This window comes from Aliirhizobium cellulosilyticum (assembly GCF_014198105.1).
Lineage (GTDB): Bacteria > Pseudomonadota > Alphaproteobacteria > Rhizobiales > Rhizobiaceae > Neorhizobium > Neorhizobium cellulosilyticum.
Window position 1 is genome coordinate 68,164 of sequence record NZ_JACIGW010000001.1, and the last position, 23,158, is coordinate 91,321.

General features: G+C 60.3%; 20 protein-coding genes. 7 read left to right on the forward strand and 13 right to left on the reverse strand.

The window, feature by feature from the left end; genetic code table 11:
- Positions 1-64: 64 nt before the first annotated feature.
- The 3 genes from GGE33_RS00280 to GGE33_RS00290 are packed head-to-tail and all read right to left on the reverse strand — an operon-like array spanning position 65 to position 2,753.
- Complete coding sequence (locus tag GGE33_RS00280) at positions 65-769, reverse strand: ABC transporter ATP-binding protein (protein WP_183820804.1); 705 nt, start codon at positions 767-769, stop codon at positions 65-67.
- Positions 769-1,551: an ABC transporter ATP-binding protein gene (locus tag GGE33_RS00285; protein ID WP_183820805.1), complete on the reverse strand. Its 783-nt coding sequence runs from the start codon at positions 1,549-1,551 to the stop codon at positions 769-771. The genes GGE33_RS00280 and GGE33_RS00285 overlap by 1 nt, the downstream gene beginning before the upstream one ends.
- Positions 1,551-2,753: an ABC transporter substrate-binding protein gene (locus GGE33_RS00290; protein ID WP_183820806.1), complete on the reverse strand. Its 1,203-nt coding sequence runs from the start codon at positions 2,751-2,753 to the stop codon at positions 1,551-1,553. The genes GGE33_RS00285 and GGE33_RS00290 overlap by 1 nt, the downstream gene beginning before the upstream one ends.
- Before the next feature lie 186 nt (positions 2,754-2,939).
- Between GGE33_RS00290 and GGE33_RS00295 the strand changes: the two genes are divergently transcribed.
- A complete protein-coding gene (locus tag GGE33_RS00295) occupies positions 2,940-3,848 on the forward strand; it encodes a LysR family transcriptional regulator (protein WP_183820807.1) in 909 nt (302 codons plus the stop codon).
- 30 nt (positions 3,849-3,878) lie between these two features.
- Here GGE33_RS00295 and GGE33_RS00300 read toward each other — a convergent pair whose 3' ends face one another.
- From GGE33_RS00300 to GGE33_RS00310, 3 genes are all read right to left on the reverse strand, one after another.
- A complete protein-coding gene (locus tag GGE33_RS00300; protein ID WP_183820808.1) occupies positions 3,879-4,919 on the reverse strand; it encodes a zinc-dependent alcohol dehydrogenase family protein in 1,041 nt (346 codons plus the stop codon).
- A gap of 94 nt (positions 4,920-5,013) precedes the next feature.
- The gene (locus GGE33_RS00305) at positions 5,014-6,576 is read right to left on the reverse strand and encodes a hydantoinase/oxoprolinase N-terminal domain-containing protein (protein ID WP_183820809.1); all 1,563 of its coding nucleotides are present in this window, start codon (positions 6,574-6,576) and stop codon (positions 5,014-5,016) included.
- Positions 6,573-7,652 (reverse strand): S-methyl thiohydantoin desulfurase family protein, encoded by a 1,080-nt coding sequence (locus GGE33_RS00310; RefSeq protein ID WP_183820810.1) that lies wholly within the window; start codon positions 7,650-7,652, stop codon positions 6,573-6,575. Before GGE33_RS00310 ends, GGE33_RS00305 begins: the two co-directional genes overlap by 4 nt.
- 145 nt (positions 7,653-7,797) lie before the next feature.
- On the opposite strand from GGE33_RS00310, the gene GGE33_RS27905 reads away from it, so the two are divergent.
- The 6 genes from GGE33_RS27905 to GGE33_RS00340 all read left to right on the forward strand — a co-directional run bounded on the left by GGE33_RS27905 (position 7,798) and on the right by GGE33_RS00340 (position 14,960).
- Entirely contained in the window at positions 7,798-8,754 is a 957-nt protein-coding gene (locus GGE33_RS27905; RefSeq protein ID WP_394353627.1) for an AroM family protein, read from the forward strand.
- A 175-nt stretch (positions 8,755-8,929) separates the two neighbouring features.
- Complete coding sequence (locus tag GGE33_RS00320; RefSeq protein WP_183820811.1) at positions 8,930-9,610, forward strand: AroM family protein; 681 nt, start codon at positions 8,930-8,932, stop codon at positions 9,608-9,610.
- A gap of 50 nt (positions 9,611-9,660) precedes the next feature.
- Positions 9,661-11,253, forward strand: a complete 1,593-nt coding sequence (locus tag GGE33_RS00325; RefSeq protein WP_183820812.1) for an ABC transporter substrate-binding protein — start codon at positions 9,661-9,663, stop codon at positions 11,251-11,253.
- A 97-nt stretch (positions 11,254-11,350) separates the two neighbouring features.
- Complete coding sequence (locus GGE33_RS00330) at positions 11,351-12,358, forward strand: ABC transporter permease (protein WP_183820813.1); 1,008 nt, start codon at positions 11,351-11,353, stop codon at positions 12,356-12,358.
- Entirely contained in the window at positions 12,358-13,293 is a 936-nt protein-coding gene (locus GGE33_RS00335; RefSeq protein WP_246435646.1) for an ABC transporter permease, read from the forward strand. The genes GGE33_RS00330 and GGE33_RS00335 overlap by 1 nt, the downstream gene beginning before the upstream one ends.
- Complete coding sequence (locus tag GGE33_RS00340) at positions 13,290-14,960, forward strand: ABC transporter ATP-binding protein (RefSeq protein WP_183820814.1); 1,671 nt, start codon at positions 13,290-13,292, stop codon at positions 14,958-14,960. Before GGE33_RS00335 ends, GGE33_RS00340 begins: the two co-directional genes overlap by 4 nt.
- On the opposite strand, the gene GGE33_RS00345 is transcribed toward GGE33_RS00340, so the two are convergent.
- The 7 genes from GGE33_RS00345 to GGE33_RS00375 all read right to left on the reverse strand — a co-directional run bounded on the left by GGE33_RS00345 (position 14,927) and on the right by GGE33_RS00375 (position 22,860).
- The gene (locus GGE33_RS00345) at positions 14,927-15,946 is read right to left on the reverse strand and encodes an Ldh family oxidoreductase (RefSeq protein ID WP_183820815.1); all 1,020 of its coding nucleotides are present in this window, start codon (positions 15,944-15,946) and stop codon (positions 14,927-14,929) included. The genes GGE33_RS00340 and GGE33_RS00345 overlap by 34 nt on opposite strands.
- 110 nt (positions 15,947-16,056) lie before the next feature.
- Positions 16,057-17,736, reverse strand: coding sequence for an amidohydrolase (locus GGE33_RS00350; protein ID WP_183820816.1), 1,680 nt, complete (start codon positions 17,734-17,736; stop codon positions 16,057-16,059).
- A 9-nt stretch (positions 17,737-17,745) separates the two neighbouring features.
- On the reverse strand, positions 17,746-18,906 hold the full coding sequence (locus tag GGE33_RS00355) for a serine hydrolase domain-containing protein (protein WP_246435649.1): 1,161 nt from the start codon (positions 18,904-18,906) through the stop codon (positions 17,746-17,748).
- A 76-nt stretch (positions 18,907-18,982) separates the two neighbouring features.
- On the reverse strand, positions 18,983-20,017 hold the full coding sequence (locus tag GGE33_RS00360) for an extracellular solute-binding protein (protein ID WP_183820818.1): 1,035 nt from the start codon (positions 20,015-20,017) through the stop codon (positions 18,983-18,985).
- Between the two features lie 15 nt (positions 20,018-20,032).
- The gene (locus tag GGE33_RS00365; protein ID WP_183820819.1) at positions 20,033-20,842 is read right to left on the reverse strand and encodes an ABC transporter permease; all 810 of its coding nucleotides are present in this window, start codon (positions 20,840-20,842) and stop codon (positions 20,033-20,035) included.
- Positions 20,835-21,758 (reverse strand): ABC transporter permease, encoded by a 924-nt coding sequence (locus GGE33_RS00370; protein ID WP_183820820.1) that lies wholly within the window; start codon positions 21,756-21,758, stop codon positions 20,835-20,837. The genes GGE33_RS00365 and GGE33_RS00370 overlap by 8 nt, the downstream gene beginning before the upstream one ends.
- Positions 21,759-21,762: 4 nt before the next feature.
- Positions 21,763-22,860 (reverse strand): ABC transporter ATP-binding protein, encoded by a 1,098-nt coding sequence (locus GGE33_RS00375; protein ID WP_183820821.1) that lies wholly within the window; start codon positions 22,858-22,860, stop codon positions 21,763-21,765.
- Between the last annotated feature and the right edge of the window lie 298 nt (positions 22,861-23,158).

The window sequence follows — 23,158 nt, forward strand, 5'->3', positions numbered from 1 at the left end:
GGGGAGATGGCCGGCAGGCCAGAGGGGGACTTTGCCGATCCGAAAGCAGTTTCAGTCGCCATTCTCACACCCCCAGAACCTTGTGCAGCGTATCCATCCGCTCAGGGAGTTCGCCGACCGGGAAATCCGCCACCATCTTGCCGTGGTCCATCAGGTAGAAACGGTCCGCCACTTTGCTGGCGAAGCGGAAATTCTGTTCGACCATCAGCACCGTCATGCCGCGTTGCTTCAGCGTCTTCAAAACCTCGCCGATGCGCTGGACGATGACGGGAGCGAGGCCCTCCGTCGGTTCGTCGAGGATCAGCAGCTTGACGCCGGTGCGCAGGATGCGGGCGATGGCGAGCATCTGCTGTTCGCCGCCCGACAGTTTCGTGCCGGGGCTCGCGCGTCGTTCATGGAGATTGGGGAAAAGCGCGTAGATCTCGTCTAGTGGCATCCCGCCTTCGGCGACGACAGGCGGCAGCATCAGGTTTTCGTCGACGGTGAGCGTCGAGAAGATGCCGCGTTCTTCCGGCACGAAACCGAGGCCGGCATGGGCGGTCCGGTGCAGGGGAACACCCAGCATATCCTTACCGGCAAAGCGGATCTCGCCCTTGCGCTCGCGGATGATGCCCATGATGGTGCGCAGCGTCGTCGTCTTGCCGACGCCGTTGCGGCCTAAAATGGTGATCGTCTCGCCTTCGCCGACGGTCATGTTTACGCCGTGCAGGATGTGGCTTTCGCCATACCAGGCGTTGAGATTGGAGACTTCGAAAAGCGGTTTTGCCATTATGCGTCCTCCGTGCCCATATAGGCGAGCCGCACCCGCTCATCCTGCGAGACCGCCGCATAGTCGCCTTCCGCAAGGATTTCGCCGCGCTGCAGAACCGTGACGTGGTGACAGATGTCGGCGACGACCGAGAGATTGTGTTCAACCATCAGCACAGCGCGGGTTTTCGCCACTTCGCGGATGATGCCGGAGACGGTGCCGATATCTTCCTGGCCCATTCCGGCCATCGGCTCGTCGAGCAGCAACACTTTCGGATCGAGCGCCAGCGTGGTGGCGATTTCAAGGACACGCTTGCGGCCGTAAGAGAGGTCGGCGGCCATCGCGTCGCGCTCGCGTTTCAGCCCGACATTTTCGATCAGCTCGTCGGCGCGCGCGTTCAGCCGGTCGAGCGAGGAAGTGGGCAGCCAGAACTGGGTCGACAAGCCGTTCGGGCGCTGCAAGGCGACGCGGACATTGTCTAGAACGGTCAGATGCGGGAATACGGCGGAGATCTGGAAGGAACGGACCAGGCCCATGCGGGCCACCTTGTCCGGCGGGGTTTTGGTGATGTCGGTGCCGAGAAGGGTGATCGAACCCGCGGTCGGCTGCAGGAATTTAGTGAGAAGGTTGAATACCGTCGTCTTGCCGGCGCCGTTGGGACCGATCAGTGCGTGAACGCGGGCGTGGTGGATGTCGAGATCGACATCCCTTACCGCTGCGAAGGCGCCGAAACTCTTCGAGAGACCGCGGGCGGACAAGACCACCCGCGGCTCCTCGTGCAGGTCCTGAAGAGGCGCTGCCATTATTTCACCAGCTCGCAGCCGGCCTTGGCAGGATCGAGATAGGCATCCTTGCCGGGAATGGTGGCAAGCACATTGTAATAATCCCATGGCTCCTTGCTGTCGGCCGGCTTCTTGACCTGCAGGAGATACATATCGTGGATCATGCGGCCATTGGCAGCCACCGTGCCTCCGCGGCCGAAGAAGTCGTCCACCGGCATGTCGCGCATGGCCTTGGCCACCGCATCGGCATCGTCGGTGCCAGCCTTTTCCACCGCCTTCAGGTAGTGGGTGACGGCCGAATAGGTGCCGGCGTGAACCATGTTCGGCATCCTGTTGGTCTTGGCGAAGAATTTCTTGCCGAATTCGCGGCTTTGGTCGTCGAGGTTCCAGTAATAGCCCTCGGTGAGTGTCAGGCCCTGTGCGGCTTCGAGTCCGAGGCCATGCACTTCGGCCAGCGTGAAGAGCAGCGCCGCAAGGTTCTGGCCGCCTTGCGTGATGCCGAATTCGGCGGCCTGCTTGATGGTGTTCGCCGTATCGAGGCCGGCATTGGCAAGGCCGATGACCTTGGCACCGGAAGACTGGGCCTGCAGCAGGAAGGACGAGAAATCTTGGCTGGAGAGCGGATGGCGCACCGAGCCGAGCACCTGTCCACCATTGGCCTTGACGTAATCGCTGGTCTGCTGCTCCAGCGAATAACCGAAGGCGTAGTCGGCGGTCAGGAAGAACCACGTATCGCCGCCCTGCTTGACCATGGCGCCGCCGGTGCCGACCGCGAGCGCATGGGTGTCATAGGCCCAGTGGAAGCCGTAGGGGGTGCAGGCCTTGCCGGTCAGGTCGACCGTGGCGGCACCGGTATTGATGGTGATTTTCTTCTTGTCTTTCGACAGCGCCTGGACGGCGAGACCGACCGACGATGTTGTCAGGTCCATGATCGCATCGACCTGCTCGGTATCATACCACTGGCGGGCGATGTTGGAGGCGACGTCCGGCTTGTTCTGGTGGTCGGCATTGACGAGTTCGATCGGGACGCCGAGCACTTTGCCGCCGTAGTCCTCGATCGCCATTTTCGCGGCCTCGACGGACGATTTTCCGCCGAAATCGGCATAGACGCCGGACTGGTCGTTCAGGATGCCGATCTTTACCTTGCCGTCCGATGGCGATTGAGCAAATGCAGTGCCACTCGCCAGCAGCACTGCCAGCGACGTCAGGAACGTCTTACGCATAAGGTCTCCTCCCAGAGATTGCAGAGCGCTAATCTGTTCAAAATTGGCAGGCCGCCCTCCTCAAAGCAGCACTTCCATAAGCACATGGTTGAGGAAAACGGCCGTTGACGCAAGAAGCCCGCCACTATTAATTGCAAACAGCATCTGTGCATTTTTGAACAGATCGGCTCGGACCGGGGAGGGGTTATGAGCGGCAATCCCATCTTCACCTGGGATGACCTGCAGTATTTTCTAGCGGTTGCCCGAACGGGGCAATTGTCGACTGCGGCGCGCCACCTGCGCACCAGTCATGCTACCGTCTCGCGCCGCATCGACCGGCTGGAATTTGCCCTCAAGGTCAAGCTTTTCGAACGTAATCCGCGCGGGTATGTGCTGACAGCGGTCGGCCAGCGGTTCGTCGAAACGGCGGAGCGGATGGAGGGGGAGGCTGATCGGCTGCAGGCGGAGATCACGTCGGGCAATGCAGCGCATCAGGGTGTGGTGCGGCTGAGCGCGCCAGAAGGTTTTTCGAACTTCTTTCTCGCCCATCATCTCGGAGATTTTACCGAGCGGCATCCGAGCCTGTCATTGGAACTGGTGACGATCCAGCAGATCATGTCGCTGTCGCGCAAGGAGGCGGATATCGCGGTGGCGCTCGATCCACCCAAGGCCGGGCCTTATCTCATTGAGAAGATCACCGACTACAAGCTCAACATCTATGGGGCGAAGCGCTATCTGGCGGGTGCGGCCCCGCTGAAGCGCCGGGAAGACCTGCTCGACCATCCATTTATCGGTTATATCGAAGACATGATCTTTGCGCCTGGGCTGGATTATCTCGGTGACGTGCATCCCGGCATCAAGCCGAAATTCCAGAGTTCCAGCATTTTCGCGCAATTAACGGCGACGCTGAACGGGCTGGGGCTTTGCATCCTGCCGCATTTCATCGCCAGCCGTCAGAGCGAACTGCAGATCGTGCTGCCGCGCGAGGTGCAGCTTACCCGGCACTACTACATCGTGCGCCATCGCGACATGAGCCGGGTTCCGCGCGTGCGGGCCGTTGCCGATTATCTGACCGCGCTGGTGCAGGACAATCAGGATGCCTTTGTGGGAAGCTGATGTTTCGGCCTCCCATATATTCGGGCCGGCTCAGAAGCTGGTGATGACGGCGATGCCGGGGGTCTCGGCCTTGTCGAGATTGACCAGTTCGGAAACACCCTCGGCAAGGCTTACTCGTTTCGAGATCAATTGCTGCGGCTTCATCTTGCCGGCGGTGAGCATGGAAAGCATCGCATCGTAGCGCCAGGCCTGTATGCCGTGGCTGCCGTAGATTTCCAGCTCGTGGCCGATGACCTGCGCCATCGGGATCTGCGGCGTCGAATGCGCACCGAGCATCAGGCCGACCTGAACGTGGCGACCGCGGCGGCGCAGGTTCTTGATCGAGTTGAAGCAGGTTGTCGGGTGGCCAAGCGCGTCGATCGAGACATGCGCGCCGCCTTTGGTAATTTCGCGCACGGCTTCCACGACATCCGGCACCGAACCGGCATTGATCGTGGCAACTGCTCCACATTGCCGCGCAAATGCGAGCTTATCTTCGGTCAGGTCGATGCCGATGACATTTGCGCCAAGGGCCGTCGCGATCATGATCGCCGAGAGGCCGACACCGCCGCAGCCGTGGACGGCGACCCAATCGCCGGGGCCGGTGCGGGCCTGATCGGCAACGGCGCGGAAGGAGGTGGCGAAGCGGCAGCCGAGGCTTGCGGCCGTCGCGTCGTCGATCTCTTCCGGCAGATGCACGAGGTTGGTATCGGCGTAATCGATCGCGACATATTCGGCAAACGAGCCCCAATGGGTGAAGCCGGGCTGGAACTGGTCGGGGCAGACTTGCTGGTTGCCGGAATGGCACTCAGAGCAATGGCCGCAGCCGGAAACGAAGGGTACGGTTACGCGATCGCCGACCTTGAAGCGCATCACGCCCTTGCCGGTCGCCACTACCTTCCCGGCCAGTTCGTGGCCGGGAACATGGGGCAGCCTGATATCCGGGTCGTGACCTTTCCAGCCGTGCCAGTCGCTGCGGCAAAGGCCGGTCGCGCCGACCTTGATCACGACACCGCCGAATGTCGGCTCGGGATCGGGAAGTGTCCTGATCTCGGGCATCTGTTCGAACGCTTCGTAATACATGGCCTTCATGACGCATCCTCGCCTGTTCAATATGGAAAAGTCCCCGATCCGCTTTCGGACCGGGGACAATGATTTTGTGTTACCGTAGCGCGACAAACTGCGTTTACGAAGCCTGTTTCTGCTGATCCTTCATGAAGGCGATATCGCCGACGACGCGGACGCGCACGCGGCGGGCATCACCCGGCAGATAGGCGATCGGGATGTCTTCCGTATCCAGCGTGACGATCGATTTCGGATCGGCACCGGATTCGATGGCGCGCTCGTGGGCGATACGCTCGGCTTCGGCAATCGCCTTGTCGCGCGACATGTCGGAGAACACCTGGTCGACTTCGCCGGAGACCTGCGCCATGGCTGCACCCAATGCGTTGGCAACGCCGGCATGTTCGACGCGCAGCACTTCGCTGGCGCCCTTCAGCTTTTCCGGGATGAGGAAGGCACCGCCGCCGACTGCGATCAGGCTCACGCCTTCGGCTGAGGTCTTCATCCGGTCGACGCCGTCTTCAACCATGGCTTCGATGCGCTTCAGGAGGTCGGCAACCATTGCCTTGTCGAGATGCTTGACGCGGTCACGGTCGCCGATTTCGACGAGACCGGCAGCTACGGCAACGTCGGTCGTGGTCAGTGTGTCACCGCCGAAGACGAGCGCCTTTTCGGTGATGCGATACCCGACCGAGCGCGGGCCGATCTTGCGGGTTTCCGGATCGATGATCGTGCCGCCGCCGAGTGCCATCGGCAGAAGGTCGGGCATGCGGAACAGGGTGCGGACACCGCCGACTTCGACGACGTTGTTGGCTTCGCGCGGGAAACCGCCGACGAGGCAGCCGACATCCGACGTGGTGCCGCCGACATCGATGACCATGGCTTCCTTCAGGCCGGTGAGGAAGGCCGCGCCGCGCATGGAGTTGGTCGGGCCGGAGGCAAAGCTGTAGACCGGGTTTGCCGCTGCAACATCCGCCAGAACCACGGTGCCGTCGTTCTGGGTGAGGTAGAAGGGCGCGTTGACGCCGGCCTTGACGAGTGCATCCTTGAAGGCGTCGATCGTCTTGCGGCCGAGGCCCTGAAGGGCGGCATTCAGCAGCGTGACGTTTTCGCGCTCCAGAAGACCGATACGGCCGAGCGTGTGGGACAGCGTGATACGGGCATCCGGGATGACCGAACGCACGATCTCGGCAGCTTCCAGCTCGCATTCGGCCGTCAGCGGCGAGAAGAGCGCGGTGATGCCGACAGAAGAGATGCCGGCGTCGCGAATCTTCATCGCTGCGTCGCGGATTTCGTCGCGGGCGAGCGGCACCAGTGGGCGACCGTCATATTCATGGCCGCCATGGACCATGAAGGACAGCGGATCGACGCTTTCGCGCAGGTCATCCGGCCAGTCGATCATCGGCGGCAGGGATGCGCCGGCCGGCATGGCGATGCGGATTGCGGCGATGCGCTCCAGGCGGGCACGCTCGACGACGGCATTGGTGAAATGCGTCGTGCCGATCATCACGGCGTCGATCGGCGAAGCGCCTGGCGCCTGCGAAGAGACGACGTGGCCGATGGCGTTGACGACGCCCTGCATCACATCCGCGGTGGTGGGAAACTTGATGGCGGAGACGACTTTCTCGCCATCGATGAGCACGGCATCCGTATTGGTGCCGCCGACGTCAATTCCGATCCGCTTCATGCTGCAAACACCGATTTGAAATCAAGATCATACCCGAAGGCGCGAGGGCCGACATGTTCGAGGCCCTTGGGGCTGGTCAGAACCGCCGGTGCCGGCAGGGCTACGACCGTCACACGCTGGCCGTAACGCACGGTTTCCGTGCCGATTGCTTCGCCCGACACGGTGTCGAGCAGGCAGATCAGGTCGGGGGTCATGGCGATCGGCTGGCCATCGCGGAAGGCGACTGCCCATTCGTTCTGGAAGGCGAGTTCGACACGTGCGCCGCGATCGTCATCAAGGCCGTCGATCATGGCTGCACCGCGCAGGAAGCCACCGGTCGTGGTGCGATCCACATCGGCAACCTTGCCCTTGAAGAGGACCTTGCCGCCTTCGTGAGCGAGAACTGCCGCGATCGGGTCTGTATGGGCGGCGCGGGCTTCGAGAACCGCACGGCCGAGGCTGACGGCCTTGGTCACGGTATGGAGCACGCCCCATTCCTTGACTTCCTTACCGGTGCGCGGGGCTTTGCAGGTGGCCGAGGTTGAACCGACTTCGGTGCAGATCTTGCGCGAGATGCGCTCCATCCATTTCCAGGATGCTGCCTTGGCGACGATCGCTTCGTTATCGCGGCAATCGACGAGCGTCAGTGGGTACATTGGCAGGTCGCCGATGGCGAAGCTGGTCATCTGCGCTTCCGGATAGGCACGGCCCATCGCGTCGGCGTCAACCACCGGGATATCCAGCATTGCGGCGGCGAGGAAGGGCGACAGCGCGTTGCCGCCGCCGATCTCGACGCTCATCACGGCGCGGAACTTGCGGCCGGTATATTCTTCCATCAGCTGCATGGCGCGGGCAAGATGGGCCGGGTCGACCAGACGTTCCTGGCCCACCAAGGGGGCGCCCATTTTCGATACGACTGCGACGGCATCGCCATCGTCCAGCGCGTTCGGATCGATAAGCTTGACGCGCTTGCCGTCCTTGTAGAGCTTTTTCAGGTTGAGCTGCGCCAGATACGGGCTGCCACCACCGCCGGTCCCGAGAATCCAGGCACCAACGGCAAGCGGGTCGATCTCGCTTGCTTCGAAATCACGGATCATGTTTGCCTCCGAATATTGTGCTAGAACCTAGCCATGTGCGACGAAGAATGCCTATAGGGGACTGCCCCTAGAATGGGCTTGCCTTTAATTTGTGCATGTCTAGAACGGCTATAGCGATACGATCAGAAGGACCGATTCACTGCCCGTGACGAAGCATCCTCACACTCCGTCTTCGACCATCGCGGAAGCAGCGGAACCGCCCCATCGCGTAATGTTCTTGAGCGTCGGGCAGACGCCGCGCGCAGACATTATCGACGATATGCTGGAGAACCTCGATCTGCCGATCGAGGCGCTCGAAATTGGCGCTCTGGATGGTCTTTCGCAGGCCGAGATCAACGACCTCAAGGTTCGACCGGGTGAGACGAGCATCGTCACCCGGTTGGCGGATGGCAGCGATATCGTCGTCTCCAAGCCGCGGATCGCCGAGCGGATGGCGAAGATCGCAGCCGCCTTTCAGCCGCACGAATTCGATCTGGTGGTGATCCTGTCGACCGGCTTGTTCCGGGATTTCGAGAGCACATGTCCGACCGTGAATGCCCAGCGCGCGATGGAATCGACGGTGATTTCGCTTGCGGCGCATGGGTCTGCGGTGGGTCTGATTCAGCCGCTGGAACAACAGATCGACGAACTCGATATCCCGGCGCTTTCGCCCTACAAGATTACCGCAAGTTATGCCGCGGATGGCGACAAGCGGTTGCTGGCGGGGGCACTGCTCGATCTCGCGGATGCCGAGATCATCGTGCTGAATTCTGTGAGTTTTACCGAGGCCGACAGGCAGACGGTTGCCAAGGCAAGCGGCAAGCCGGTGGTGCTGGCGCGACGCATCGTCGTCAGCGCCATTCGCCTGCTTTTGCACGGTACGCATCCGGTGACCTTGCCCGGCGTGCCGGCGGAATTTTCGGAGAAATTGCAGCGTCTGACGCCGCGCGAGCGACAAGTGCTTTCGCTGGTGGCTGAAGGTCTGTCGAACAAGGCGATCGCGCGCCAGCTCGGGATCAGCCCGAAGACGGTCGAGATCCACCGCTCGAACGTGATGGCGAAAATGGAAGTGACGTCATCGAACGCGCTTATCCGCATGGTCGTCGCTGCGGGCCATCCATAACAAAAATAATCGAATTTGCGTAAGAAAGTTGCGTGAAAAATGCGATTTGCCTAAAAAATGATCGCAAAAGATCTTTCCGAATTGTTACCCACTAGGGGCATTACCCTATAGTGAAGTCGCATATTCGAGCGCTAGGCTCCCTGCCAACAAGATAAAGCAGGGAATGAACGAGAGCATGCCTTCCACATCCAAGATTGCCTTCGTGACTATCGGTCAGACGCCCCGCGTCGACCTCGTACCTGAGATGATGGCCGAGATCACAGTCGGACTGCCGGAAGGCCGCATCACGCATCAGGAGTTCGGTGTGCTGGACGGCATGAGCCCGGCGGAACTCGATGCTATGCGCGCCAGGGATGGCGAACATTCGTTTGCGACCCGTCTGGCGAGCGGCGAGGAGATCGTTTCCTCGAAGGCTCTGACGGAAGAGAAGCTGAACGTTTTGCTTCAGAAGATCGATGGTGAAGGTTTCGATCTGATCGTCCTTCTTTGCACCGGCACGAAGATTGAGCCGTTGAAGAATACGCTCGTGGTCGAGGCCCAGCGGATCGTCGATTCCACCGTCGAGGCGCTTGCCGCTTCTGCCCGCAAGCTCGGCGTTATTGTGCCGCTCGAACGGCAGATCCAGGATTTCGAAGAGCGCCATGTGCTGCCGGGCAATCCGAGCCTCGTTTCCGCGTCGCCTTATGCCGGTGACGAGATGGGTGAGCGGGCGAAGCTGCTTCAAGGCTGCGATCTCATCGTCATGCATTGCATGGGCTACTCGGCCGAGATGCATGAGGAAGTGCGCAAATCCATCGATGCGCCGGTGCTTCTGTCGCGCCGGCTGGTGGCGGGTGTGGTTCGTCAAATGCTTTAGAACTTGCATACAGTCTGATCGGGAAGCCGTTTAATAAGAGAGGGAACTACATGTTCGGCAAAATCATCAGGAATATCGCAATCGCGGGGCTTCTCGCCTCGTCGGTTCTTGCCACTCCTGCCGGTGCTTTCGAGCGCACCGACAAGGGCAATGTCATCGTGTTCGGCGGCCGTCAGGCTATCCCGGTTCTCGATCCGCATATCCGTTACGACTGGTCGACCCGCATGATGCAGCAGGCCGTCTATGATGGCCTCGTCAAGTATGAAGGCGATCCGGCCGTCATCAAGCCCTGGCTCGCCGAAAAGTGGGAAACCAGCGAAGACGGCAAGACCTGGACTTTCCACTTGGTCAAGAATGCCAAGTTCCACAATGGCGACCCGGTTAATGCCGAAGCCATCCGTTATTCCTTCGAGCGCGGCCTGAAGCTCAACAAGGGCGTCGCCTGGATGCTCAAGGACTTTCTGGCGCCGGAAGGTATCAGCGTCGTTGACGATTACACCGTCAAGTTCGAGCTGAAGGCTCCCTACACGCCTTTCCTCTCCTTCCTGCCCTGGTGGTACATCGTCAACCCGGCCCAGGTTAAGGCCAATGAAGTTGACGGCGATTACGGTCAGAAGTGGCTGACCGACAACGAAGCCGGTTCGGGTCCGTTCAAGCTCGGCCGCTGGGAACCGAACGTTCTTTATGAAGCCGAAGCCGTTGCCGACTACTGGAAGGGCTGGCCGCAGGGCGACGCTAACCGTCCGGCCGGCGTGATCTACAAGATCATCCGCGAGCCTGCCGCCCAGAAGGCAGCTCTTCAGCGCGGCGAAGCCGATATCGTCGAAGGCCTGACGCCGGACGACTATGTCCAGATCGCGCGCGCCAAGGGCATCGCCATCGAAGACCACAAGGGCATGACGACCTTCGGCATCAAGTTCAACACGCAGCAGGGGCCGACCGCCGACATCAACCTGCGCAAGGCAATCGCCTATGCGATGGACTATGATGCGCTGATCCAGGTCTATAACGGTGCTGCGTCTCTCGAAACGAGCCCGATCCCGGATGCGATGAAGGGCCATATCGACGTGCCCGGCATTCCGCGCCAGGATCTTGCCAAGGCCAAGGAATATCTGGCGAAGTCCGGTTATCCGAACGGCGGCATCACCCTGCCTTACGTTCACGTTGCCGGCCTCGAAGAAGCCCGCCGCATCGGCCTCGTGCTGCTCGACAGCCTGAAGCCGCTCAACATCAATGTCGAGATCAAGCCGGAACAGTGGCCGAACATGGTCGCCAACGGCTCCAAGGTCGAGACGTCGCCGTCGATGACCTCGGTCTACACGACCCCGGTTTCGACCGATCCGGACGCTGTCGCCTACCAGTATCACAAGAACAGCTGGGGCCAGTATTTCGCGATGATGTTCTACGACAATCCGAAGGTCACCGAGATGATCGACAAGGCCCGTTCCTCGTCGAACTGGGATGAACGCGCCAAGCTCTATGCCGACATCCAGACCCAGATCGTTGCAGACCAGCCGGAAGTGTTCGGCATGCTGCAGAACCGCCGCTGGGCACGCCGTGACTACCTGCAGGGCTTCCAGTTCAGCCCGGTCCGGTTCACCGGCGAAGTCGACATCTACCCGCTCTGGGTGAAGGCCGAATAAACACTGGCTGAAGTCCCCTCAAGTAAGCCAGAATGGTGCGCATGGTCCGCTTTCCCTACCGCGGGCCATGCGCCAATCATAACAAACGGAGAAGACGATGCTGACATTCGCCTTCCGCAAATTGCTGACGCTGGTCGGCACGATGATCGGCATTGCGGCGCTGACATTTCTCATCACCAATGTCGCGCCCGGCGATCCGGCCCGTCTCGTGGCCGGTCCCAATGCGACCGAGGACATGGTCGCGACGATCCGCACGGAATATGGTCTCGACAAGTCGCTGCCGGAACAGTTCATCGTCTATATGGGCGAACTCGTCCGCGGTGATCTCGGCACTTCGATCGTCACCACACGCCCGGTGCTGGAAGAAGTCATGCGTTATGCGCCCGCGACGCTGGAACTCGTCTTTGTCGCGATGTTCCTCGGCATCGTCATCGGCGTCCCGCTCGGCATGCTATCGGCCGTTTACAAGGACGGGCCGCTCGACCAGGTGACGCGCATCTTTTCGATTTCCGGCGTTGCGATCCCGGCCTTCTGGTTCGGTATCCTGCTGCAACTGATGTTTGCCGTCGATCTGGAATGGCTGCCGGTTTCGGGGCGCCTGCCGCTCGTTACCCGTCCGCCGGAATTCGTCACCGGCCTGCTTCTGGTCGACAGCCTGATTGCCGGTAATTTCTCGACCTTCTGGGTTTCGCTACAGCATATCATCCTGCCGGCGATCGTGCTTTCCTTCCCCTGTCTCGCCTCGATCCTGCGCGTCAACCGTGCCGAGATGATCGAAGTGCTGCAGTCGGATTATATCGTGGCCGCCCGCGCGCATGGCATCTCGTCCTTCCGCATCGTCGCGCTTTACGCGCTGAAGAATGCCATGTTGCCGACGCTTGCGATGATTGGCCTGCGTTTCGGCTGGATGCTCGGTTCGACCGTTCTCGTCGAAACGGTCTTCGACTGGCCGGGCATCGGACTTTATGCGGTCTCGTCGGCACTGTCCTCCGACTTCAAGCCCGTTGTCGGCGTGACGCTGATGATCGGTTTCTTCTTTATCGTCGCCAACACCCTCGTTGATCTGGCCTATGCCTGGATCGACCCGCGTCTCAGGAAAGCGTGATGACGGCTCATCCCATGACACCTATCGATACCTCGTCTGAAGACACACGTCCGCTGACCTTCCGGGAACGCCATGCAAGCCAGATCCGCCAGTGGCGGCTCTATGCGCATATGTTCCGCAAGAGCTTTTCGTCGATGCTCGGCCTCTCGCTCGTCGTGCTGTTCCTGATCCTTGCCGCCATCGGCCCGCTGATCGTGCCTTATCCGGAAGCGGCAAGCGGTGCGATCAACATGTCGGCCAAATTGCAGCCGCCGAGCAGCACCTACTGGTTTGGCACGGATGAAATGGGCGCGGACATTTTCTCACGCGTCATCATTGGTGCACGCACGTCGCTGTGGATCGGTGTGGTCATCACCGGCATCGCGGCGATCGTCGGCATCACGCTCGGCATCATCGCCGGTTATCGTGGTGGCTGGGTTCGTGCTGTCATCATGCGCTTCACCGAACTGTTCCTTGCCGTTCCCGGCCTGGCTCTGGCACTCGCGATCGTTGCGGCGCTTGGCCCCGGCATCACCAATTGCGTGCTGGCGCTCGCCATCGTCTGGTGGCCCGGTTACGTGCGACTGGTTGAGGCAAAAACGCTGTCGATCAAGGAAGAGCTGTTCATCGAATCCGCCCGTTCGATCGGCGCGAAAACGCCGTGGATCCTCTGGCATCATATCCTGCCGAACTGCATGTCGCCGATCATCGTCAAGATGAGCATGGACATGGGCATGGCGATCCTGTCTGCCGCCAGCCTCGGCTTCATCGGTCTCGGCGCCCAGCCGCCTTCGCCGGAATGGGGTTCGATGATCTCGGTTGCCCGCACCTATATGCCCGACTGGTGGTGGTATTCGCTCTTCCCGGGTGCCGCGATCTTCCTCACCGTGCTCGGCTTCAATCTTCTGGGCGATGGCCTGCGTGACATTCTCGATCCAAGGAGCCGCGACCGATGACAGCTCTGCTCGACATAAAGGACTATCGGCTCGATATCGGCACGTTCGACGGCCCTGTGCATGTGCTGAAAGGCATCAACCTTACCGTCAACCGCGGCGACACACTCGGCATTGTCGGCGAGAGCGGTTCGGGCAAAACCGTTCTGGTGCGCTCGGTGCTCGGCATCGGCCCGCGCAATTCGAAAGTCGTCGAAGGCTCGATCTCATTTGACGGGCAGGACATAACCAACCTGCCGGAGAAGGACTGGACGAAGATTCGCGGCATCCGCATTTCGATGATCTTCCAGGACCCGATGACCTATCTGAATCCGCTGTTTACGATCGGGCGGCAGATTTCCAATGTCATCGCGGCGCATGAGAAGGCGGCAGGGCAGGGCGTCTCTTCCAAGGCGGCACGCCGTGCCCGAACCGAGGAACTGCTGGATCAAGTCGGTCTGCCGAACCCGTCCATGCTTTTTTCGCAATATCCGCACCAGCTTTCGGGCGGCATGCGCCAGCGCGTGCTGATCGCCATGGCGCTGGCCGGAAAGCCGGATATCCTGATCGCCGACGAACCGACGACGGCGCTCGACGTCACGGTTCAGGCGCAGGTGCTGGATCTGATCAACTCGCTGGTCGAAAAGCTCAACCTGACCGTCATCATGATCAGCCACGATATCGGCGCGATCGCAACCGTCGCGAAGCGCTGTGCCGTCATGTACAAGGGCGAGATCGTCGAGCAGGGGCTGACGCAGGACATCCTCAACCGTCCGCAGCATGAATATACGCAGCGCCTGCTTGCCGCCGTGCCGGATATCGATGTCGCGCCGGAAAGGGTTGCGGCCGAAGTCTCGGAAGCAAAGCCGGCCAAGCGCGGCAATCTTCTCGAAGCCATCGATCTGAAGAAGGTCTATCGCAGCCAGTCCGGCACAGATTTCACGGCGGTCAACTCGATCAGCCTTGCAGTGAAGACCGGCGAAATTTTCGGCGTGGTCGGCGAAAGTGGATCGGGCAAGTCGACGCTTGCACGCATGCTAATGCGCCTGATCGAACCGACATCCGGTGACATCATCTTCGACGGGCAGAATATTTCCGGCCTGTCGGGCGAGCCCTTGCGGCAGATGCGCCGGCACATGCAGTTCGTCTTCCAGAACCCGCATTCGGCGCTCAATGGTCGTCACACGATCGGCGATGCAATCGGTGAGCCGCTGCGCATCCAGACGAACATGAGCCGGCGGGATATCGAGGCACGGGCGGAAGCGCTGCTCGACATCGTGCAACTGCCGAAAATGTTCAAGTATCGTTATCCGCATGAACTTTCCGGCGGGCAGAAGCAACGTGTCTGCATTGCCCGGGCGATTGCGCTCAACCCGCGCCTGCTGATCCTCGACGAGCCGACATCGGCGCTCGATATCTCGGTTCAGGCGCAGGTGCTCGATTTTCTGCAGGAACTGCGGTCCGAGCTGAACCTCACCTATGTGTTCATCTCGCACAATCTCGCCGTCATCCGGCAGATCTGCGACCACACAATCGTGATGAAACGTGGCGAGATCGTTGAACAGGGTGATACCGAGCAGATTTTCCTCGCGCCACGCGAGGAATACACTAAGGCTCTGATCGAGAGCGGTCGGAAGACGTCGCAGGCGGCGAATCTTCAGGTGTCGGCCAGGGCCTTCAGCTTCTTATAATTCTCGGCGGACAGGGGGATGCCGTCCGTCTCCGCCTTGGCGCGGGTCACGTGCCGGCGGTCGCCGGGCAGGCGTTCCTGGCCGGCTTCCAGCACGAGATCGCAGATGCCGGCGACACGTTCTGCAAAGACGTCGTTGCCGCCGCGGGCGGGATCGATGACGATGAAGAACTGGCCGGTGAACGGCGTCTGCGCTCCCTTGTGACCGCTCCAGTCGAACTCGCCGGAGAAATAACCGCCGGTCAGCGCGGCACTGAGGATCTCGACCATCAGGGCGATGGAATTGCCCTTGTGGCCGCCGAAGGGCAGAAGCGCGCCGCCATCGAGGATGGCTTTCGGATCATTGGTCGGCTGGCCATCGCGATCGACCCCCATGCCCGGTTTCAGCTCATGGCCAGCGCGGGCGGCGATCTGCACATCGCCATGGGCAATCGCGCTCGAGGCCTGGTCGAAGACGAAGGGGGCAGCCCCTGCACGCGGTGATGCGAAGGCGACCGGGTTGGTGCCGAACACCGCCGTCTTGCCGCCATGCGGCACGACGCAGGCCATGCTGTTGACGACGCTCAAGGCCACAAATCCCTCGTCGGCAAAGGGTTCGACATCCGGCCAGAGCGCGCTGAAATGATGCGAGCGGCGGATAGCGAGAACGGCAACGCCGTTCTGCCTGACTTTTTCGATCAGCAGCGGGCGGGCGGCAAGCATGGCAGGCTGGGTGAAGCCCCCCTTGGCATCGACACGGACGAAGGCCGGTCCGACATCCTCGACTTCCGGCACCGCCTTGCCATCGACCCAGCCGCTGTTTAGCGACGAAACATAACCGGCCATGCGGAAAATGCCGTGGCTGATCGAGCCGTCGCGTTCGCAGGACGCGCAGTTTTCCGCCAGAATCTTCGCGTTGTTTTCGGACACGCCATTCTTCACGAAGATCTTCTGCAACAGCGCCACGAGATCGGCATAGGAGAGATGGATGTCGGCGGCTTTGGTCATGTCATTCTCCTTGCGTCGCCGGTAAGGCACTGATTTGCGGCCGCACGAAGATACAAACAAAGAGGCCGTGTTCAACCAACTTTGCAGCGCATTTTTGCGGCGTGTTTGGCTCACGTGGGGGCCTTCTCGTAGGTGACTTTGCCGTCGCAGATGGTGAACACCGGCCGGATAGCATCGAGATCTTCCACCGCCGTTGCTTCGACATCACCAGAGAGAATGACGACATCGGCGAGGTAACCGGGTTTCAGCCTGCCTTTCCGGTCTTCCATGAACTCCACGTGCGCGCCGGTGCTGGTATACGCGGCGAGTGTTTCTGTGAGTGTCAGCCGCTGGTCCTGCAGGTCGTCGGCCCAGCGTTTTCTCGTCATGGCATCGTGGATGCAACCCATCGGGTCGAGTGGCGAGACCGGCCAGTCGGTGGCGAAGACAATCTCTGCTCCGGCATCGGCGAGCGTTCTCCAGGCAAAGGCGAGCGGCCAGCGATCGCGGCCGATGAAGGAGAGATAGGGTTCTAGTGGCAGGCCGGCATTGCCGGGTGGATGGGTCGGCTGCATCGAGGCTATGACGCCAAGCTCTTTGAAACGCGGAATGTCATCTTCGTGGATGACCTCGATATGTTCGATACGGTTGCGCGCATCGCGCTTGCCGTTCGCCTCCGATGCGGCCTCGTAGGCGTCGAGCACCATGCGCACCGCGCCGTCGCCGATCGCATGGACGGCGACCGGAAGTTTCAGCCGGTCTGCTTCGGTGACGATGTCGTTGAGATGTTGCTGGCTGAACAGTGGATCGCCCTTCCAGCCGGGGCGATGGGCGTAGTCGTCGAGGAAAACGGCACTTTCGCCTTCGGTCACGCCATCGATGAACATTTTGACAAAATCGCAGCGCAGCCGGTCGGTGTCGAAACGGTCGTGCCATGCGGCGGCCTTTTCTTTAAGGTCCGAGATCGGCATGAAATTCTTCATGTGATAGGGCATGCGCACCCGCACCGGCAGGCCGGAGGTCTTCTCTATCTCGTCCAGAATTTCCAGCTGATAGAAATTGCCGTCCATGTTCTGAATCGAGGTTATGCCCAGCGAGGCGCAATAGGCGAGGCCATTCCTGATGATATCGAGGTCGATCGCGCGCTCCTGCGGCGTCAGGCTGTCCGGTTCGCCACCGGTGCCAATGCCCAGGCCCTCGCGACCGCCGGTTTCGCTCAGGTCGAAGACCGGCTGCATGGCATCGGCCTCGCGCAACTCGCCGGAGGCAAGGCCATCCTCACCCATGACAACCTTGTTGCCGACGCCGACTTGCCTGCCGTGCAGAAGGCCGGCGAGTTCGAGCGCCCTGGTATTGGCCCAGGCGGTGTGGTGGTCCGGAGAAATCATCGCGAAAGGCCGGTCGGATATAACCCGGTCGAGATCATGGCGGGTGGTGCGTTCGGTTTCCGACAGGATCGTGTAGTCGGCGGAACGGGCGAGAAGCAGCTTCAGGTCGAGGTTCCTCGCCGCATAGTCCTCGACCTTGGCCTTCAACTCGTCAAAGCCTTTGACCTTGTAGAGCGACAGCTGACGCAGGCCGACCGAGCCCATGAAGATATGCATATGGGCTTCATTGAAGCCCGGCAGGACCGTGCCTTGCGCCGCATCGATCACCCGCGTCGCCGGTCCTTTGAGGGGCTCTATCTCGGCTGTAGAGCCGACCGCCACGATCCTGTTGCCGGAGATCGCAAGGGCTTCGGCTTTCGGTGCAGTATCGTCCATTGTCAGCACACGGGCGTTGACGATGATGATGTCGGCGAAAGTCTGCATCTTGCGTCCTCACAGTGCCAGGCGACTAAGGGTTCGGAAGAAGGCGAGATTGTCCTGTTTTAGCTCGTCGTCGAGCGGGTTTGGCTGGGACGAGAGTTTGACGATTACGGCCTCGTTTTCGGGATCGACGTAAAGCCACTGGCCGTGGATGCCGATGGCGCAATAGGCGCCGTCCGGCTCGCCGGTCTGGTACCACTGGCTGCGGTAACGGCCGTTCGGCATGGTGGTGCTGTTGGATGCCTTCCATGCCTCGGGATCGCCGTTGGTCAGCATGTCCGCGATCCAACTTTTCGGGAGAACTTGCCGTCCGTCCGTTGCGCCACCAATGCGGATCAGTTCGCCGACGCGGGCCAAATCGCGTGCCGTCAGGCAGACGCCGCCGGCGGTGCGGGCTGTGCCGATACTATCGACCGTGACATAGGCATGGTTTCTAGCACCCATCGGTTTCCACAAAAGCTCCGACAGCAGTTCACCATAGCGGCGGCCGGTAACGCGCTCGATGACGACGCCAAGAAGATCGGCATTGGGCGAGAGATAGGCATGTCCGCCGCCATGCGGGCGGGCGGCCTTTTTCAACGTCATCAGGAAGGAGGCGAGTGTCTCGACCTCGAAGTTCGGTTCGACCGGGTTCCACAACATGGCGCGGCGATAGCGCGCGAAGGGGCCGTTCCTGTCGAGATAGGTTTCCTCGAAATCGAGACTGACGCGCATGTCCAGCACATCCCGATAACGGCAGTCCTCATAGGCGCTGCCCCTGGCTTCCGGCAGATAGATTGAGACCGTTTTTTCCGGATCGATCAGTCCCTGTTGTTCGAGAATGCCGGAAAGGATGGCGGTGAGCGACTTGCTGATCGAGAAGACGAGATGTTTGGCGTTCACATCTGCATGCGGCGCGTAATATTCGCCGACGATCTTGCCGCGCTTCATCAGCAGGAAGGCGTCGGTATGGGCGTATTTCAGAAAGCCTTCGATGGTCGAGATGCCATCCAGTCCGGTTTCGATTTCGCGGGCGAGGAATTGCGGTGAGGGGAGGGCCTCTTCCGGCTGCTCGGTGCCGCAGGAAATTTCCGAGGTCGGCACCAGGTCGCGGACATTCTGGAAACTCCAGCGGCTGAAGGGTGTCTCGCGCCAATTGGCAAGCGTCACCGACGCCCGGTCAACGGTGGTCATGTTTTTGATGCTGTCCATATCCTTGCGGTCGCGACAGCGCAGGAACTGCCTACGCTGCCGGCCTCCCTTGTTCGGCTTACTTCTGCAACTCGGTCCAGATCTTGGTGTAGAGTTCCTGCACTTCCGGCGCGCAAGCGAGATTGAACTTGCCTGCGGCCTTGGAGGCTTCCGGAATGTTCACTTCCGGCGCCGTCTTCATGTCCTCAGGCATGAAGGCCTCGGAGCCCTTGATGCCATTCGAATAGCGGGCAAAGGCGGAGATCAGGGCCGCGTTTTCAGGCACCATAATGAAGTTGATGAAGAGTTTTGCGTTCTCAACATTCTTTGCATCGGCAAGGATGGCGGCATTGTCCATCCAGACCGGATACCCCTCTTTCGGATAACCGTAGACGATGTTCTTGTTGGCAAGCCTTCCCCGGAAGGCGGCGCCGTTCCAGTCGACGCTGGCTGCAAGATCGCCCTTGGTGTATTTTTCCACCGTGCCGTAATCCATCGAGATCCATTTCGGTTTGGCGGCGACGAGGATGTCGCGAGCTTTCTTCAGGATCGTCAGATCGCCCGTGCAGGGCTCGCCGCCGGCATAGGTGACGACCATGTGCATGACGTCCGACATTTCCGGTACTACATTGACTTTGCCGACCAGTTCCGGCGGCGGGTCGAGGAAGATCGCGGACGTGTTCGGATCGCCGGAATAGATGGACTTGTCGACGGTCACGCCCGTCGTGCCCCACTGCCACGGAACCGAATAATGGCGGCCCGGATCATAGGCGACATCTACCCATTGCGGGTCCATGTTCTTGAAGTTCTCCATCTGGTCAGGGCGCGATTCCATGAGCAGCCCTTCCTTGATGAAGACCGGCATGGCGCTGGCGGACGGCACGACGATATCGAAGCCGTGGCCGCCCTGACGGATTTTGGCGAGCGCGGTGTCGTTGCTATCGTAGTCGGTCAGCGTAACCTTGACCTTGTAGGCTTCCTCGAACTTCTTGATCAGTTCGGGATTGGTGTAATTGCCCCAGTTGAAGAGGTTGAGTTCGCCCTCTGCATGGGCAAGCGTGGTCGAGGCAAAGAGCGCTGCCAGACCGGCGGCAAGTTTCAAGACATTCTTCATTGTTCCCACTCCTGTTTAATCGGATTTTTCGTTGGATCTGCTGAGGAAGAAGAAGATCGTCACTATCGCCAGCGACAGCAGCAGAAACACTGTCGAGATGGCGTTCATTTCGGGTGTGATGGCGCGGCGCAGCTGGCCGAGCATGTAGGTCGGCAGCGTCTCCTGGCCGGCTGACTTGACGAATTCGGTGATGACGATGTCATCCAGGGAGATGACGAAGGAGAGCATGAGGCCGGCAAGGATGCCGGGCCAGAGAAACGGCAAGGTGATGTAGCGGAACACCTTGAAGGGCGTGGCGTAGAGATCGGCCGCCGCCCGTTCCAGCGCCAGATCCATGTTCTCCAGCCGTGCTCTTATCGGCAGATAGGCAAACGGGATGCAGAAGGCGGTATGCGCCAGGATGAGGTAGCCGAGGCCGGAATAACCGGTCCAGACCTTTATGCGCGAGAAGAGGATGAGCAGGGCTACGGCGGTGACGATTTCCGGCACCATCAGCGGCATGTTGATGAAGGAATATTTGAAGGTGAGGCCGCGATAACCGGCCGTTCGCGTGGTGGCGATGGCGGCAAGCGTGGCGACGGCCGTGGCGATGATGGCGGCGATGGCTGCTATCTGGACCGAGCGGATAGCCGCCTCGATGACGAGGTTGTTGTTCCAGGCGGCGACGAACCAGCGGAACGAAAAACCTTCCCAGCGGGCGATCGAGATGCCGGAGTTGAAGGCATAGACGACCAGCGTGAAGATCGGCACGTAAAGCAGGAAAAAGCAGAACATCGCGATCATCGCAAAGCCGGGCTGGACGCGGATGTCGAAGCGTTTACGCATGGCCGCCTCCGGTCTTTCCGGCATTCTTCACGTAATACAGCATGGCGAAGAGGACGATGATGACGAGGGTGATGGAGAGTGCTGCTCCAAGCGGCCAGTTGCGGCCCTGGCCGAACTGCAGCTCGATCAGATTGCCGACCATCAGGTTCTTGCCGCCGCCGAGAATGCGCGGAATGACGTAGGATGACAGAGCCGGAATGAAGACGAGAATGGAGCCGGCGATGATGCCGGGTTTGACCAGCGGGATGATAATCCGCCACAGGACTTTCAGCCGCGTCGCATAGAGATCGTAACCCGCCTCGACGAGGCGGAAGTCGAGCTTTTCGAGGCTGGCATAAAGCGGCAGCACCATCAGCGGCAGGTGTACGTAGACCATGCCGAGCAGAATGGCGAAATCGGTATAGAGCATCTGGATCGGGGCCGAGATGATGCCGAACTTCATCAGGATCGTATTGGTCAGACCTTCGTTGCGGATCATCTCCTGGATAGCAAAGCCGCGGATCAGCATGTTGGTCCAGAAGGGGATGGTGATCAGGAAGAGCCAGATCGATCGGTTATGCGGTGCGCGGCTGGCGATGAAATAGGCCGTCGGAAAGCCGACGATCAGGCAAAGCAGCGTGGTGATGACGGCGAGCTTGGCGCTGCGCCAGAGGATCATCACATGGGCGTCCGCCAATGAGATCGTGTCATCGAATATGTCACGCGAAAGAAAGACATTGAACCAGCCCTGGCCTGAAAGCTCCCATTTCACGTCGCCATAGGAGCCGGGCGCCAGCACCGAATAAAGCAGCACGATCAGGAGAGGGCCGACGGAGGCGACGGCAATCAAGACAAGGGCCGGAGCGCTGAGCAGCCAGCGATTGGTAATCTCCTTCTTCTGCGCCGCCGAAGCGGCCTGTCTCGCCCGCTCGGTCATCGTCTCAATCCTTCAGGATCTGTGCTGCGCCTTCGCTTATATTCAGGGACACGGGGTCGCCGGCGGAAAAGCCGATCGGCCCGACCCGATTGTTCTGCTGTCTTATGGTGAAGAGCGATGTGTCGGGCAGCCTGACGCGGATATGGGTGTCGGTGCCGAGATAGGTGAGATCTTCGATTTGGCCATTGAGCATTGCCGTGCTGGACGGTGTGTCGAGCTGCGCATGTTCGGGCCGAATGACGATCGTCACCTTACCTTCCGGCATGAGGTCCACGGGGTAGGTGGCGTCCAGCAGGCTGCCATTGAACAGGCGAACTCTGGTCCTGGGGCCATCGATGGAAATCACGTCGGCGGCGAGGAAGTTGGTCTCTCCGATGAAGTCGGCGACGAAGCGTTCTGCCGGGCGATCATAGATTTCCCAGGGCGCCCCGACCTGCCGGACTTCGCCATGGGACATGACGGCAATCCGGTCGGACATGGCGAGCGCTTCTTCCTGATCGTGAGTGACGAAGATGAAGGTGATGCCGGTTTCTGCCTGTACCCGCTTCAGCTCGACCTGCATTTCCTTGCGCAGCTTGTAGTCGAGTGCCGACAATGGCTCGTCGAGAAGCAGGACCTTCGGTTTGGGGGCAAGCGCGCGGGCAAGCGCCACGCGCTGCTGCTGGCCACCGGAGATTTGCATGACCTTGCGGTTGCGCATCGCTTCCATGTGAACCAGCGCCAGCATTTCTTCGACGCGAGCGGCGATCTCGTGCTTTGGCTTGCCCAGCATTTCCAGCCCGAACCCGATATTCTGTGCAACCGTCATATGCGGAAAGAGGGCGTAGTTCTGGAAAACCGTGTTGACTGGGCGCTTGAAGGGCGGCAGCGGGGCTATATCCTCACCATAAAGCAGGATTTCGCCGTCTGTCGGAAAGTCGAAACCGGCGATCAGCCGCAGAAGCGTTGTCTTGCCGCAGCCCGATGGTCCCAGAAGGGTGAAAAACTCGTTTTGCCTTATATTCAGGAAAATGTTGCTGAGGGCGGTGACCTGACCGGCGCCGTCACCATAAACACGGCCCACGCCTCTGACTTCGATTGCAAGTTCCTGCTGTTTTCTCAAGCACGCCTCACATTTCGTTGCTCGTCATTGCAACTCCAGACAGCATTTCATGTCAAATTGTCGCGGGCAAGCCGCGTTTGCGACACTCGGGAAATAATCAAGCAAACCACATGCCAGCGGTCGGACGCGAGTTGGAAATCGGCCGATCTTTCTGTGCGATAGAAATGAGAGAGGTCTGCGGAAGATGGCTTGAAAGACGCGCGAGAGCGATCGATGGCAACGGATATAGCCATATTAAAACAATGGCTTGTGTTTCGTCATTTCTAGTCGGGGCAGCGGTTGTTGTAGGCTCTGCGAC